Annotated in this window: 12 protein-coding genes and 1 tRNA gene; 4 read left to right on the forward strand and 9 right to left on the reverse strand. The window is 61.5% G+C overall.

The genetic code is table 11. The annotated features are described in order from the left end of the window. Nucleotides 1-15: 15 nt before the first annotated feature. Genes J7548_RS01165 through J7548_RS01180 form a run of 4 tightly spaced genes read right to left on the reverse strand, consistent with a single transcriptional unit; the run spans nt 16 to nt 4,241 of the window. Entirely contained in the window at nt 16-1,425 is a 1,410-nt protein-coding gene (locus tag J7548_RS01165) for an ABC transporter substrate-binding protein (protein ID WP_290969221.1), read from the reverse strand. Nucleotides 1,426-1,463: 38 nt separating this feature from the next. Further along, on the reverse strand, nt 1,464-1,697 hold the full coding sequence (locus J7548_RS01170; protein WP_290969224.1) for a ferredoxin family protein: 234 nt from the start codon (nt 1,695-1,697) through the stop codon (nt 1,464-1,466). A 20-nt stretch (nt 1,698-1,717) separates the two neighbouring features. Then, a complete protein-coding gene (locus J7548_RS01175; protein WP_290969226.1) occupies nt 1,718-3,451 on the reverse strand; it encodes a fumarate reductase/succinate dehydrogenase flavoprotein subunit in 1,734 nt (577 codons plus the stop codon). 34 nt (nt 3,452-3,485) lie between these two features. Continuing rightward, on the reverse strand, nt 3,486-4,241 hold the full coding sequence (locus J7548_RS01180; RefSeq protein ID WP_290969228.1) for a GntR family transcriptional regulator: 756 nt from the start codon (nt 4,239-4,241) through the stop codon (nt 3,486-3,488). 273 nt (nt 4,242-4,514) lie between these two features. Here J7548_RS01180 and J7548_RS01185 point away from each other — a divergent pair, with 273 nt between their 5' ends. From J7548_RS01185 to J7548_RS01195, 3 genes are all read left to right on the forward strand, one after another. Continuing rightward, nucleotides 4,515-5,012 (forward strand): sigma-70 family RNA polymerase sigma factor, encoded by a 498-nt coding sequence (locus J7548_RS01185; protein WP_290969230.1) that lies wholly within the window; start codon nt 4,515-4,517, stop codon nt 5,010-5,012. 13 nt (nt 5,013-5,025) lie between these two features. Continuing rightward, nucleotides 5,026-5,994 carry a FecR family protein gene (locus J7548_RS01190; RefSeq protein WP_290969232.1) on the forward strand — a complete coding sequence of 323 codons (969 nt, stop codon included), beginning with the start codon at nt 5,026-5,028 and terminating at the stop codon, nt 5,992-5,994. 148 nt (nt 5,995-6,142) lie between these two features. Then, nucleotides 6,143-8,581, forward strand: coding sequence for a TonB-dependent receptor (locus J7548_RS01195; protein ID WP_290969235.1), 2,439 nt, complete (start codon nt 6,143-6,145; stop codon nt 8,579-8,581). An 82-nt stretch (nt 8,582-8,663) separates the two neighbouring features. Here the strand turns inward: J7548_RS01195 and J7548_RS01200 are convergent, their stop codons facing one another. After that, entirely contained in the window at nt 8,664-9,578 is a 915-nt protein-coding gene (locus tag J7548_RS01200; RefSeq protein WP_290969239.1) for a LysR family transcriptional regulator, read from the reverse strand. 171 nt (nt 9,579-9,749) lie between these two features. Between J7548_RS01200 and J7548_RS01205 the strand changes: the two genes are divergently transcribed. Continuing rightward, nucleotides 9,750-11,315 (forward strand): MFS transporter, encoded by a 1,566-nt coding sequence (locus J7548_RS01205; RefSeq protein ID WP_290969242.1) that lies wholly within the window; start codon nt 9,750-9,752, stop codon nt 11,313-11,315. Between the two features lie 522 nt (nt 11,316-11,837). On the opposite strand, the gene J7548_RS01210 is transcribed toward J7548_RS01205, so the two are convergent. The 4 genes from J7548_RS01210 to J7548_RS01225 form a co-directional block, all read right to left on the reverse strand. Beyond that, complete coding sequence (locus J7548_RS01210) at nt 11,838-12,269, reverse strand: hypothetical protein (RefSeq protein WP_290969245.1); 432 nt, start codon at nt 12,267-12,269, stop codon at nt 11,838-11,840. 357 nt (nt 12,270-12,626) lie between these two features. After that, nucleotides 12,627-12,785 carry a hypothetical protein gene (locus J7548_RS01215; RefSeq protein ID WP_290969248.1) on the reverse strand — a complete coding sequence of 53 codons (159 nt, stop codon included), beginning with the start codon at nt 12,783-12,785 and terminating at the stop codon, nt 12,627-12,629. A 246-nt stretch (nt 12,786-13,031) separates the two neighbouring features. After that, nucleotides 13,032-13,121, reverse strand: a tRNA-Ser gene (locus tag J7548_RS01220). A gap of 96 nt (nt 13,122-13,217) precedes the next feature. Then, on the reverse strand, nt 13,218-14,006 hold the full coding sequence (locus J7548_RS01225; protein ID WP_290969251.1) for an SDR family oxidoreductase: 789 nt from the start codon (nt 14,004-14,006) through the stop codon (nt 13,218-13,220). Between the last annotated feature and the right edge of the window lie 267 nt (nt 14,007-14,273).

Here is a 14,273-nt window from a genome sequence, read left to right on the forward strand (position 1 = left end):
CTTGTGGCGGAAGCATCAGACGGCGCCGGCCTTGGCCGCGTTGAAGTCGAGCACGGCGCCGCCGTTCTTCCTGGCCCATGCCTCGGCCGCGTGCTTGAGCAGGAAGGCGCTGGTCTCGTTCTTACCCTGTACGTACCAGGCGTCCGCCGCCAGCAGCTTCAGGCCGGTGTCGCGGTCGTGCGCGTAGACGGTGCGGATCTTCCTGCCGGACTGTTCCAGCTTGCGGGCCTCGGCCAGCGCCGTTCCCAGCGTCGCGTAGTGGCGCACCAGCGGTTCGCCCTGCACCCAGATCTGGCCGACCCGCTTGGGATCGGCGATGGGCTTGCCGGTCAGCGCGTCCTTGCCGGTCAGCGGCAGCTTGGCGTAGTTCTTCAGTTGCGCTTCATAGTCCAGCCCGGATTGCTTGAAGGCGGCGCGGAGGTACTGGTCGTCGACGAAGGTGTTGGGATCGAGGTCGGTCTCGGTGCGCTTCATGGCCTTGAGCGTATCGACCGAAGTCTTGACCGCCTGCCGGTATTCCGGCTTCCAGGTGAAGTCGCGCGTCTGCAGGCCGAGCGGGCCGTGGAACAGGTAGTCGATCTCGGCCTCGATGCCGGTCACCTTTTCGATCAGTTCGCTGTACTTCTCGGGCTCGGCGGCGATGAGGCGGTTGGCCTCGATGGCCGCGCGCAGGAAGGCCACCACGACCTCGGGATACTTCTTCGCATAGTCGGCATCGACCAGGCTGCCGTGGAAGGTCGGCGTGTCGGCCTGCGAGCCGTCGAAGATCTTGCGCGCGTAACCGCGGTGCGGGAACAGTTCGGCGAACGGCACGAAATCGGCATGCGCCTCGATCTTGTTGCTTTGCAGGGCCGAGCCCGCCACCTCAGGCGCTTGGGTAATGATGTTGACGTCCTTCTCCGGATCCCAGCCCTGGTCCTTCACGGCGCGCAGCAGCATGCCGTGCGCGGTCGAGGCGAAGGGCACGGAGATGATCTTGCCCTTGAGCTCGGCCAGCGACTGCACCGGCGAACCCTTGGGAACCACGATGCCGTTGCCGCTGCCGGTGGTGCTGCCCGACAGCACGGTGATGAAGATGCTCTTCTTGCCGGCCTTCTGGAAGGCAGCGCCGTTGAACGAACCCGGGAAGTCGGCCATGGAGCCGATATCCAGCTTGCCGGCCACCATCTCATTGGTCAGCGGCGCGCCGGAGGTGAAGTTCTTCCACTGGATGTCGTATTGGGCATCCTTGTATTTGCCGTCATGCGGCAGGTATTTTTCCAGCAGCTTGAGTTCGCGGATCAGCAGGCCGCCGGTGGCGCAGTTGATGGTGGTGTCCTGCGTGCCGATGGCGATGCGGATGGTCTCGGCGCCAGCCGAGGCCGAGCCCGCGGCCAGCAGGGACAGTCCTAACAATGTCGTTGTAATGGTGTGGCGCAATTGCATGGTGGGTTCCCCAGGGTAATGGCCTGCCGGCCTCGTGGTCAGCGCAGCAGGTAAGGTATGTCGACATGGACCGCCCCGGTCGGGCAGTCCTTCTCACAGGGCATGCAGTACCAGCACTCGTCGAACTTCATGTAGGCCTTGCCCTTGTCGAAGTCGATGGCCAGCACATCGAGCGGGCAGACGTCGACGCAGACCGTGCAGCCTTTTTCGGCAATGCATTTGTCTTCGTCGATGGTGACGGGAACGTTGGTGATGGAAAAGGCGGTTGGCATGGGAATGTCCTCGCGTGGGCTCAGGCGGCGGCCTGTTCGGGTTCTTTCTTGATGCGCAGATGCTGGTAGGCCGATTTCTCCCGGTCGTCCAGCGGCACGATGTAGGGATCGACGGCGCGCTTGAAGCTGACCATGCGGCCATCCTGTTTCTGCAACTGCGCATGCACCATCCATTCGGCATCGTTGCGCTGCGGATAATCGACGCGGTTGTGGTACAGCCCCCAGCGGCTCTCGGTGCGGTACAGCGAGGCGCGCGCCGCCATTTCGGCGCAGTCGCGGATGGCGTGGACTTCCATGGCGCGCATCAGCTCATGCGGGTTGCGCGCCTGCAGGCGTTCCAGGTCTTCATGGATGGCTTCGAAGCGCTGCAGGCCGATTTCCATCTTGCGGGTGATCTTGGGCGGCTGCAGGTAGTCGTTGACCATGCGGCGCAGCTTGTATTCGACCTGGTTGGGCGGCAAGCCGTCCTGGCGCGCCAGCGGCGCCCAGACGCGGGCGCGCTCGGCGGCGACCTGCTGCTCGTCGACCTCGGCCAGCGGCTTGTCGGCGCAATAGCGGGCCGCGTTTTCCCCGGCCAGGCGGCCGTAGACGAAAGCGCCCAGCATGTAGTTGTGCGGCACGCAGGCCAGGTCGCCGGCGGCGTACAGGCCCGGCACGGTAGTCTCGGCATGCTCGTTGACCCACACGCCCGAGGCCGAATGGCCGCTGCACAGGCCGATCTCGGAGATGTGCATCTCCACCATCTGCTGGCGGTAGTCGGTGCCGCGCCCGGCGTGGAAGCGGCCGCGGCTGGGGCGTTCATTGGTGTGCAGGATGGTTTCGATGGTGCTGATGGTTTCCTCGGCCAAATGGTTCAGCTTGAGGAACACCGGGCCGTTGCCGCCCTGCAGTTCGTTGTAGAACTCCTGCATCATCTGGCCGCTCCAGTAGTCGCACTCGATGAAGCGCTCGCCGTGACTGTTGGTGGTGAAGCCGCCGAAGGGGCCGGTGACGTAGGCGCAGGCCGGGCCGTTGTAGTCCTTGATCAGCGGGTTGATCTGGAAACATTCGATGCCCGACAACTCGGCTCCGGCGTGATAGGCCATGCTGTAGCCGTCGCCGGCGTTGGTCGGATTTTCATAAGTACCGAACAGGTAGCCGGAGGCGGGCAAGCCAAGTCGGCCGGCTGCGCCAGTGGACAGCACCACGGTCTTGGCGCGCACCACGTGGAAGTCGCCGGTGCGGCAATCGAAAGCCATGGCGCCGGCGATGCTGCCGTCGCCGGCGGTCAGCAGGCGCGTGGCCACCAGCCGGTTGGTGATCTCCACCCGCGCGCGCTTCAGGCGCCGGTACAGCACTTTCTTGATGTCGTGGCCTTCCGGCATGGGCAGCACGTAGGTTCCCATGTGATGCACCTTGCGCATGGCGTAGTCGCCGGTCTCGTCCTTCTCGAACTTGACGCCCCAGCGGTCCAGCTCCTCGATCATCGAAAAGCTGTTCCGCGCATAGGCCATTACCGCCTTCTGGTTGACGATGCCGTCGTTGGCGATGGTGATTTCCTTGACGTACTGCTCGGGCGTGGCGAAGCCCGGCACGATGGCGTTGTTCAGGCCATCCATGCCCATCGAGATGGCGCCGCTGCGCTTGACGTTGGCTTTTTCCAGCAACAGCACGCGCAGCGCCGGATTGGCCTCCTTGGCCTTGGCCGCGGCCATCGGCCCGGCGGTGCCGCCGCCGATCACGAGGACGTCGACGGTCTGTACATGCGTTTGCATGGCGTTTCCTTTCAGGATTGCAGGAGTCTGGAGATCAGGCCGAGGCTTCCGGCCGGCGCGCGATGCGCAGGTGGTACTGGAAGGCTTCGCTGCGGAAATAGAGGTATTCGAAGTCGAAGGGCTTGCCCTCGGCGGTACAGGTCAGGCGCTCGATGCGCAGCAGGGCAGAACCCTCGGCCACCTGGAGCGCCGCGGCCAGTTCGCTGTCGGCCGATACCGCGCCGATCTGCAGGTCGGCGTGGCCGAGCGGGATGCCAAAGTCGTTTTCGAAGATCAGGAAGATGTCGCGGTTGCTCAGGTCTTCGTGGCGCAAGCGTTCGCCCAGTTCTTCCGGCAGATAGGTGATTTCCAGCGACACCGGTTCCCGGTCGAGATGCCGGATGCGGCGGATCTCCGAGACCGCGGCGCCGGGTTCCACGCCCAGCCGTTCGGCCACTTCAGGCGTGGCCGGCACGCTGCGATGGCCGGTCACGCGGTTGTAGATGGCGTAGCCCTTGCGCGTCATGGCCTCGGCGAAGCCTTCCAGGCGCGTGAGTTCCTGGGCCGCCTTCTTCTTGGCGACGAAGGTGCCCTTGCCGGGAATCTTGAAGATCGCCCCTTCGCGCTGCAGGTCGGACAGGGCTTGGCGCACCGTGATGCGGCTCACGCCGAAGACGGCGCCCAGCTCGCTCTCCGGCGGCAGTTGCGCATGCGCGGCATAGGTGCCGTCGAAGATGCGTTCGCGCAGCCGGTCCTTGACCTGTACATACAGGGGCACAGGCGAGTGGGCGATAGCTTCGAAGGCGGACATGGCGTTTCCCGTTGGGGCGGATCGGATTGGTTGAACCTGTTATGACAGGTGATGACCATGCGATCTTAGGGAGAGGCGCGCGGGCTGGGAACGAATCTCTTTGCACATCCATATACGTAAAACGTGTTTGGCCCATGGCAGTTTTACGGGCGATTCAAGTCATGTTGCTCAACGGCCTTGCTTCCTGGAGGGCATTGCGCAAGGCCACTTACTTAATATATAGTGAGAATTATTCTCATTTATTCGAGGCCGGGGCGGCCAACAAGACAAATCATGTCCAATGCGGGCGTACATGAACAAATTGGCGCGTTATACAACCATCACCACGGTTGGCTGGCGGACTGGCTCAGCGGCAAGCTGAAGTGCCGGCACCTGGGGGCGGATCTGGCGCAAGACACCTTCCTGCGCCTGTTCTCAGGCCGCCTGCCGAGCCAATTGGACAATCCCAGGGCCTATCTGACGACGGTTGCCAAAGGCATCGTCAACACCTATTTCCGCAGGAAGAACCTGGAGCAAGCCTATCTGGACGCATTGGCGTTGTTGCCCGAACAGGTGCAGCCTGCGCCGGAAGAGCGCTTGCAGGTGCTCGAAGCCTTGAACGAGATCGACCGCATCCTGGATGGGCTGCCGGCGAAGGTGCGGCAAGTGTTCCTGCTGGCCCAATTGGATGGACTGCCTTACGCCGATATTTGCGGGATGCTGGATCTCTCGCTGGCCACAGTCAAACGGCATATGGTGAAGGCTTATGCCCATTGCCTGAGCGCTGTGTGAGACGGGGTTCATCTTGACCAAGCAATCACCGCACGCGCAGCCGTCCGCGCAGATCCTGCAAGAAGCCGCCACCTGGCTGATGGAAATGCACGATGGCCCGTTGTCGCCGACGGCGCGCATGCGCTTCAACCAATGGCGCGGGCGCAGTGCCGAGCATGAACTGGCGTGGCAAAAAGCCGCCATGCTGCGCAATAAATTCCAGGACATTTCCGCGCCGGGCGCGGCTGCCCTTAAAAATACCCTGGCATCGTCCCGGCGCACCGCAGTCAAAACGCTGGTGGTGTTGCTGGCCGCAGGGCCGGTAGCATGGGGTGCGTATCGCTTGTCGCCGCTGGCCGGGCGGGAAGGGCGGCTAGCGACGGCCACGGGAGAGCGTCGCAACCTGGTGCTGGAGGACGGTACCCGGATCACCATGAATACGGCAACCGAAATCCAGGTCAGGTTCGATGCCCGCTGGCGGCATATCCGCTTGCTTCAGGGCGAAATCCTGGTTGCCACGGCCCCGGACCAACAGCATCCGGCGCGCCCGTTCATTGTGCAAACCGATGAAGGCAACCTGCGCCCATTGGGCACGCGTTTCACGGCGCGGCAGTTGGATGGCCGTTCCCAGGTGGCGGTCTATGAGGGCGCGGTCGAGGTAACGCCGGCCGGGGCCGCCATGGAGCGCAAAGTGATCGAAGCAGGCCATCAGGCAGGTTTCTCATCGCAGGGTATCGAAGCGATAAACGCTTGCGACGAACTGGGCTTGTCCTGGATGAACGGCATGCTGGTGGCGGACCGGATGCCGCTTGCCATGTTCGCGGGCGAGCTGGGGCGATACCGCGCCGGCTTGCTCCAGGTCGATGCCGATGTCGCGGCGCTTCCGGTTTCCGGGGTGTTCCCATTGGGCGATACAGGCGCCAGCCTGACTTTGCTGGAACAGACGATGCCGGTGCGTATCCGGTATTTCACGCGCTACTTGGCGCGCATCGTGCCGAAGTAATCTTAAAAATATTTTAAAAAAACTGAGCCATTTCCGATTCTCGTTGGGCATACCAACGAAGACGCTCAATTCGGACATCGAAAGGTTCAGTATGAAACAACAACATCTTGGGGAAGGCGGGCGGAAACGCCCTGTGGAAAAGGCATTCATGCGCAAGTCCGCGATGGCGGTCGCCATTCATTGCGCGGCAGCGGCAATGGCCATTTCCTCGCTGGCTTGCATGGCGCCTGCCATGGCTGCCGAAGCCGCGGGCGGCGCGCAAAGCTTCAGCATTCCGCCCGGGGCGCTGGCCCAGACCCTGCAGGCTTTCGCCGCCCGCGCAGGCGTGGCCCTGTCGTTCGACGCCAGGCTGCTGGAAGGCAAGAACAGCCCCGGCCTGACCGGAACCTACCCGGTCGACGAAGGCTTTTCCCGCCTGTTGCAAGGAACCGGCCTGCAAGCCCAGCGCCTGCCGGGCGGCGGCTATACCGTGAAAGCACCGGTGGCGGCCGCAGCGGCCACCATCGGCGAGCTGCAGCCTATCGAAATCAGCGCGCAGCGCACCAGCAGCACCATCATCCGTCCGACGCGCCAGAGCAATGTCATCGAGCGTGAAGAGTTGAACGAACTGCGCCAGTCGTCCGACAGCCTGGCCACCGTGCTGGGCAAGATCGTTCCCGGGATGGCCGATTCCAGCCACACGATCACCGACTACGGACAGACGCTGCGCGGCCGCAATACGCTGGTGCTGGTCGACGGCATTCCGCTCAATACCAACCGTGACTCCTCGCGCAACATGGCTACCCTGAACCTGGCCAGCATCGACAAGGTGGAAGTATTGCGGGGCAGCAGCGCCATCTACGGCGCCGGCGCCGCGGGCGGGATCATCGCCGTCACGACGCGCCCGGCAGGCGGCGAGCCCTATGCGGAAACCAGTTTCACGCTCAAATCCCCGCTGTCGCACCTGAGTAGCGACGGCCTGGGCGGCGAGGTGAACCATTACATGTCCGGCGGCAATGGCGTGGTCGATTACGCGTTCAACATCGGCTACCAGCACGTGGGCGGCTCCTTCGAGGGCAAGGGCAATCGCATCGCGCCCGAGCCCAGCCAGGGCGACCTGTTCGACAGCAACAACTACACGCTGGGCGGCAAGCTGGGATTTCGCATCGACAAGAACCAGCGTTTGCAGTTATCCGTGAGCCGCTATGTCGCCGAGCAGGACAGTTCCTACGGCTCCGATCCGGCAGTGGCGAAGCTGCCCGCCGGATCCGCCGTGGCGCGCCCGCTGGACGGTCTGCAATTGGCTGACCAGAACCAGATCAGGAACACGCTGCTGAGCCTGGACTACCAGAACCAGGACGTCTTCGGCAGCACGCTGTCGACCCAGTTGTACTACCGCGACTACTTCACGCGCTTCACGCCATTCGATGCGCGGGCGGTCTCCACCCGCGGCAACAACGTCGACCAGGTGATGCAGAACTCCCGCGTGCTGGGCGGCCGGGCCACATTGACTACGCCGCTGGCGGAGAACACCAAGCTGCTGTGGGGGCTGGATTTCAACCAGGAACGCAGCGACATGCCGGACGACATCTTCAATGCCGCCGCCTATGACGCCAGCGGCGGCCGCGTTTTCCAGCGCACCGGCACCTTGCTTTACATGCCCTTGCTCACGACCCGTTCGATCGGCGGCTTCGGGCAATTGCAGCACAAGTTCAACGACCAATGGTCGGTCGAGGTGGGGCTGCGCTATGAGCGCGCCTATGCCAGCTACGACGACTTCATTCCGCTCTCGCAAAGCAAATCGGCCACGCCGCAAAAGGTGCGCGGCGGCTCGGTTTCCTTCAGCTCCTGGATGAGCAATGCCGGCGTCGTGTTCAAGCCGGTCGCAGGGCATGAGGTCTATGCCTCGTTCAGCCAGGGCTTCCAGCTGCCTGACATCGGCGTACAGGTTCGCAACGCCACGCCGGCATTCAACATTTCGTCATCGTCGCTGGAACCGGTGAAGACCAACAGCTACGAGCTGGGCTGGCGCGGTGCGTCCGGCAATGTCCTGGGCAACCTGACCGTGTTTCACACGACCTCGAAGCTGGGGGATATCCAGAGCTTCAACAACGGCCTGATCCTGACGCGCACGGAAGAGAAGATCACCGGCATCGAGGCCGGCGCGGACTATCTGCCGGACGATTCGGCCTGGGGCGGCGGCGCCACCTACACCATGATGTGGGGACGGGAAACGCCGCAAGGCAGCACCAGCGACCAGATCATGAGCGGCTACCGGATCCCGCCGATGAAGGTGACGGCTTATGTGCAGTACAAGCCGGGCAGCAAGTGGAGCAACCGCCTGCAGGCGACTTACTTCGCCGCGCGCGATTACCGCCTGAAAGGCCAGACCGCCTTTGGTCGCCAGAGCATCGGAAGCTATACGACGCTTGATCTGGTCAGCCGTTATCAACTGACCGATAAAGACAGCGTGTCGCTGGGGATCGAGAACCTGTTGAACCGCTACTACATTCCTGCGTATAGCCAGTTGATGCGCAATAGCAATAACACCAGCCGGTTGCCGGGATCGGGGGCGGTGATGAGCCTGACTTACAGTCATCGCTGGTAAGCGGCAAGGCCGGTCAGCCAGTCGCCATGGCAGGGCTGATAAAACCTCCGTCGCCCTGACGAAGGTCAGGGCCCAGTGTCGTTCAACGGCTGCCTGGATTTATCATCGCCGGGATATGGGCGACGAGCGCATCGATGGCAACCCGGGTCTTGCAACGCAGATGGCGCACCTGCGGCCACACCGCATGGATTTCCTGGGAAACGGCACGGTAGCTCTCCAGGACGGGAACCAGTTCACCGCTTTGCACGTATTTGCTCAATAGCCAGCAAGGGAGCCAGGCCAGGCCGTAGCCTTTGACGGCTGCGGCAGCGATTGCCTGAACGTCATCCATGCTGATCTGAGACCGTATCGCCAGCCGCCGTGCATGGCCGCTGCCCACTTGCGCACTCCACGGCGCGGGGACGCCGGTGCGGGACTGTACGATTGCCGTGTGCCCGTCCAGTTCTTCCAGGCTGCCTGGCGTGCCGTGTCGCGACAGATAGTCCGCAGACGCGCCGATGCTGATGTGCTGGGTACCCAGGCGCCGGGCAGCCAGCGTACTGCTGTCCTGCAGTGGGCCGATGCGCACGGCGATATCAAAGCCTTCTTCGATCAGGTCGACGTAGCGGTCGCTGAACGACAGGTCGATATCCAGTTGCGGATAGCGGCGGGTCAGCTCCAGCAGGACCGGCGCGACGCATAGATGCCCGAAGGCCTCGGGCACGCTAACCCGCAGCCGGCCACTTGGCGCCATGAGGCCGTGCTCAAGGTCGGCTTCCGCAGCGTCCAGCTCCGTTAGCGCGCGCACGCAGCGCTCGTAGTATGCCTGCCCCTCCGCCGTCAGCATTTGGCTGCGCGTATTGCGCTGAAGCAGGCACACACCCAAGCGTGCTTCCAAACGCGCGATGGCTTTGCCGACCGCCGAGCGCGTCAGGCCAAGTTGCTCTGCCGCGGGCGCAAATCCGCCGGCTTCGACGACCTGCACGAACGTTGTGATCCCATCCAGTCTGTCTTGCATTGCTATCCCAATTGGTTCCTGTGTGGATTATTTTATCGGAATGTTTCTCTCCAATATGGGAAATTTATTCCCATAAACTGTGCCGCAGTGTGGGCAGCCGCGCACACCTTATCTAGAACGCATCTCACGCCTATTGATGAAATGAGTTCTACATCCTGGAGTGAAACAACCATGCAGGTACGTGACATCGAACAGCCGGCCCGGCCGCAAACAGACCATCCCTTTGCCATGCGCAACACCGTGGCGCTACTGGCCGTATGCCTGGCCGCCTTGATGTTCGGGTTGGAGATTTCCAGCGTGCCGGTGATCCTGCCCACGCTGGAAGTTGTTCTGCACAGCGACTTCAGCGGCATCCAATGGATCATGAATGCCTACACCATTGCCTGCACCGCCGTACTGATGGCAACGGGAACGCTGGCGGACCGCTATGGCCGCAAGCGCGTATTCCTTTTCTCAATCGCACTGTTTGGAATCGCCTCGCTGCTGTGCGGCCTGGCATGGAGTACGCCGGTCCTGATCGCCGGTCGTTTCTTGCAGGGGGCGAGCGGCGGGGCGATGCTCATTTGCCTGGTGGCGGTACTCTCGCACCAGTTCCCCGAAGGAGCCGAACGCGGCAGGGCGTTCGGAATCTGGGGCATTGTCTTTGGCATCGGGCTGGGATTTGGGCCGCTGATCGGTGGCCTGATCGTCGCCGTGTCCAGTTGGAAGTGGGTCTTCTGGGCGCACGTCTTCATCGCGGCCCTGACGTTCGGCCTGGCCATCGCCGGCGTGCGCGAATCGCGCGATCCGCATGCAAGGAAATTGGACCTGGCCGGCATCGTCACCCTGTCCCTCGCGGTGCTGGGACTTGCCTACTTCGTGACCCAGGGCGCCGACACCGGATTCGGCAGTGCTTCAGCCCTGTGCATCATCGCGGCAAGCGCCGCCAGTTTCGTGCTGTTCCTCGTCGTGGAGATGCGCGCAGCGCACCCGATGTTCGATTTTTCGGTATTCCGGGTGCGCAATTTCTCGGGGGCGCTGCTTGGCTCTGTGGGGATGAACTTCAGTTTCTGGCCGTTCATCATCTACCTGCCGATTTACTTCCAGAGTGCGCTGGGCCAAGGTCCCGCAGCCTCAGGCATGTCGCTGCTGGCCTACACCTTGCCCACGCTGATATTCCCGCCCATCGGCGAACGCCTGGCATTGCGCTACCGGCCCGGCATCGTCATTCCCGCCGGCTTGTTCATCATCGGGCTGGGGTTCTTCCTGATGTTCATCGGCAGCGGCATCGAACAGGCGGGCTGGATGAGCGTGCTGCCTGGCTGCCTGTTGGCCGGCGCGGGTTTGGGCATGATCAATACTCCGGTGACCAACACCACCACGGGTTCGGTATCGAGCACGCGCGCCGGCATGGCATCAGGCATCGACATGAGCGCCCGCATGATCTCCCTGGCCATCAATATCGCCTTGATGGGTTTTCTGCTGGTGCAAGGGGTATTGCAGTATCTGCAAACGGCGCTGTCCAAACCGTCCGATGATGCATCGTTGCGCGCACTGGCCAATAGCATCGCATCCGGGAGTATGCATTCCGCTAACGCCGGCGCATGGGCATCCATGCCTGCGGAGACGCTGGCGGAGATCGGCCGTGCGGCGCTGGTGCATGGTTTTGGCGGGATCATGCTCTATAGCGGCATTGCTGTCTGGGTGCTCGCCGGTATTAGTTTCCTGATCTTTGGGGAGAGGAGGGCGGTGTCATGATTGGTCGCTGGCGGGCATTCGTGAATGGACGCGCGTGCGCCTTTTAAATTAAGGTTTGCGGCCTCATTGCCATTACAGTTTCAGTAGGAAAAAGAGTAGAAAGAGATATGTATTTGTGACCGTACCCCGGAATTAGTACCGGTCTAAAGTAGAAATTTCTGGCTTCTGACCGTATCCCGGAAGGAAAAAGACGCGGCGCCTAAGCCGCCGGAAAAAACGCACGGAACCAGGCAGCGTGCGGCAGCGGAAACCAAGGCCGGCAAAAAGACGGAAAACCAAGGTACTTAGGTAGCCGTGGCATCCTCTGGGGCGGGAGCATGCCACTCTCGCCCCCAACATTCAGAATTCAGGAGGGACTCGCTATGCAGCAATCCCAAGGCCAACAGGAATTCGATTTCTACGTGAATATCGACAAGCCTACTCTCGGTCTCTATGTCCGCAAGGGAACCGGCTTGCCTGATCTGGCGGATGCCCTGTCATGGCTGTTTTCCGGGCATGTCTGGCAGAGCGAGTTATTGGGACTCATTTTCCGCCTGTGTAAACACCCATTTTCTTCTGAATGTCTCGAAGGTGATCGCAAAGGAAGATCGACTCCTCCTTCATCACGGGGTGGTTGTACATTGTCTCGTAATGCCAGTGTTCTTCACCGTCGAGTTTGTATCGGAAGTTTCCTGGATAATTGCTGGGATCTTTCCAGTAGCCCCAGCAATATTCGACAGCCATCTGGACTTCCCGAGTATGAGCCTCGTGGGTCTGGATGTTGACTTCGCCGAAGGTCAGACCGATAACGGGAGTATGTTCTGAATTGTTAGCTCTGAAGGCTTGCCACGACTCTTTCTTCCCGAGAAGAACCCACGAATCAACGCTTCGTTCCAAGGATACGAAATCCCTTGCATCAGGTTCCGCGAATGCGAGCATCGGAAGGAATGTTAGGAGGATAAGAAACCGTTTCATTCGATGCTTTTGATATGAGCCTTGGTGATCGCACTGTCCAAGCAGCCCTTCAGATAGGCATAGAGCGTGTCGATGATTCGATGGCATAGGTTGCTCGACAGATAAGATGCGGGTGAAGTGCCGCCCAGCAAAAAATAGACGGGTGTCGGTGCTAAGGATTATTTTCCCCTGGTTAGGGGAGGGTAGCAGCTTTTCCTTCACCTAGATCTTCTTCTAAACAAAGAAATATTTCTGTTTTGAAAATATAGAAACGGATTTATTTCTACGTAGAAAAGGAAAGCCGCAATCTCATTTTCCTTCGGCTTGGCAGTGCGCAGCTTGGCGTCATTGAGCGGGGTAACGATCTTAGGCATAGGATCAATCCAGACGAATGATGACGCTGCTGCCGAATGCCGAGTCGATCAGGATGGCGCGGTCCTTCGTGGGGGGACTGAGTCGATAGATAAATGCGCTGCCGATATTTAGCTTTTCATCAGTGCGCCAGTCCGCGTTCAGGTAGTCGGGTAAGTCATCCAACCCCAGCGGCTGAATTTTTGCGCCGCCGCTGACCCAATGGCGGGGGATATTGGTGATGGGGTTTGTGTGGCGGTGTTCATGCGGAACGCTATCTGTTTTAACGGTATTAGCTGATACCGCGAAACATACCGTTAAAAATCTAGGATTTCAATGCACGTAAAAACACGTTAAAAAACAAAAAACCCGCGTCAGTACTGAGCTTGAGGCGGGCTCTTGGATTGAAAAACACTTTCTAACACAAACTTTTGGCGGAGGCTGTGAGATTCGAACTCACGGACGGGTCACCCCGTCGGCAGTTTTCAAGACTGCTGGTTTAAACCACTCACCCAAACCTCCTTGATCGGCGGATGCCTGCGCAGGGCAGGCATCGCGAGCGGCGCATTATACATCACTTGCGCCGCGTCCCAATCTTTCCGGATTGAAACCCGGCGCTCAGAACGTACCCGGATAGGCGCCGCCGTCCATCAGCAGGTTCTGGCCGGTGATGAAGCCGGCCTGGGCGCTGCACAGGTAGGCGCAGGCGTCGCCGAATTCGGCCGGGTCGCCGAAGCGGCCGGCCGGGTTTTGCTTGCTGCGTTCGGCCAGCACGTCGTCCACGCTCCGGCCGCTTTCCTGGGCGGCGCCGACGGCGGTGGCGCGCAGGCGGTCGGTTTGGAAGGGGCCGGGCAGCAGGTTGTTGATGGTGACGTTATGCGCCACGGTCTTGCGCGAGAGGCCGGCGACAAAGCCGGTCAGGCCCGAGCGGGCGCCGTTGGACAGGCCGAGGATGTCGATCGGCGCGCGCACCGCGCTGGAGGTGATGTTGACGATGCGGCCGAATTTGCGCGCGATCATGCCGTCGACGGTGGCCTTGATCAGTTCGATCGGGGTCAGCATATTGGCGTCGACCGCGGCGATCCAGTCGTCGCGCGACCAGTCGCGGAAGTCGCCCGGCTTGGGGCCGCCGGCGTTGGTCACCAGGATGTCCGGGGTGGGGCAGGCGGCCAGGGCCAGGGCGCGGCCTTCGGCGGTGGTGATGTCGCAGGCGACGGTGGTGATGGTGGCGCCGTTTCCGGCAACTTCGGCGCGGATTTCCGCGGCGGCGGCTTCCAGCGCTTCCTTGCCGCGCGCAAGCATGGTCACGGACACGCCTTCGCGCGCCAGCGAAAGCGCGCAGGCGCGTCCCAGGCCTTTGCTCGATGCGCATACCAGCGCGGTTTTACCTTTGAGTCCTAAATCCATTTTGCTGCTTCCTTTGCATGAGGTAGGTTGACGGGCGGTCGTGCCGCTTATCGTCTAATTGTTGTGCCGATTGTTGTACATCATGCATGCCATTGCACTTCAGGAGATCTGGCCGGGCGGCGCGCGGGCATTGCCCCGGCTTATGACAGCTGGGGGCGGCTGCGCTACACTGGCGGGCTTCGCAGGCTCTGCTGAGCCTACTTCTTGACCACCATGTAGACAGCCAGCGCGATGATGGCAACCACGCCTATTTCCAACGCGAATACG

Source organism: Herbaspirillum sp. (genome assembly GCF_017744395.1).
In the GTDB taxonomy this organism is placed as follows: domain Bacteria; phylum Pseudomonadota; class Gammaproteobacteria; order Burkholderiales; family Burkholderiaceae_D; genus Herbaspirillum.

Bases quoted from the DNA above. Each gene is read 5' to 3' on its own strand.
- J7548_RS01165 (WP_290969221.1), bottom strand. From the start codon at position 1,425: ATGCAATTGCGCCACACCATTACAACGACATTGTTAGGACTGTCCCTG.
- J7548_RS01170 (WP_290969224.1), bottom strand. From the start codon at position 1,697: ATGCCAACCGCCTTTTCCATCACCAACGTTCCCGTCACCATCGACGAA.
- J7548_RS01175 (WP_290969226.1), bottom strand. From the start codon at position 3,451: ATGCAAACGCATGTACAGACCGTCGACGTCCTCGTGATCGGCGGCGGC.
- J7548_RS01180 (WP_290969228.1), bottom strand. From the start codon at position 4,241: ATGTCCGCCTTCGAAGCTATCGCCCACTCGCCTGTGCCCCTGTATGTA.
- J7548_RS01185 (WP_290969230.1), top strand. From the start codon at position 4,515: ATGTCCAATGCGGGCGTACATGAACAAATTGGCGCGTTATACAACCAT.
- J7548_RS01195 (WP_290969235.1), top strand. From the start codon at position 6,143: ATGCGCAAGTCCGCGATGGCGGTCGCCATTCATTGCGCGGCAGCGGCA.
- J7548_RS01200 (WP_290969239.1), bottom strand. From the start codon at position 9,578: ATGCAAGACAGACTGGATGGGATCACAACGTTCGTGCAGGTCGTCGAA.
- J7548_RS01205 (WP_290969242.1), top strand. From the start codon at position 9,750: ATGCAGGTACGTGACATCGAACAGCCGGCCCGGCCGCAAACAGACCAT.
- J7548_RS01210 (WP_290969245.1), bottom strand. From the start codon at position 12,269: ATGAAACGGTTTCTTATCCTCCTAACATTCCTTCCGATGCTCGCATTC.
- J7548_RS01225 (WP_290969251.1), bottom strand. From the start codon at position 14,006: ATGGATTTAGGACTCAAAGGTAAAACCGCGCTGGTATGCGCATCGAGC.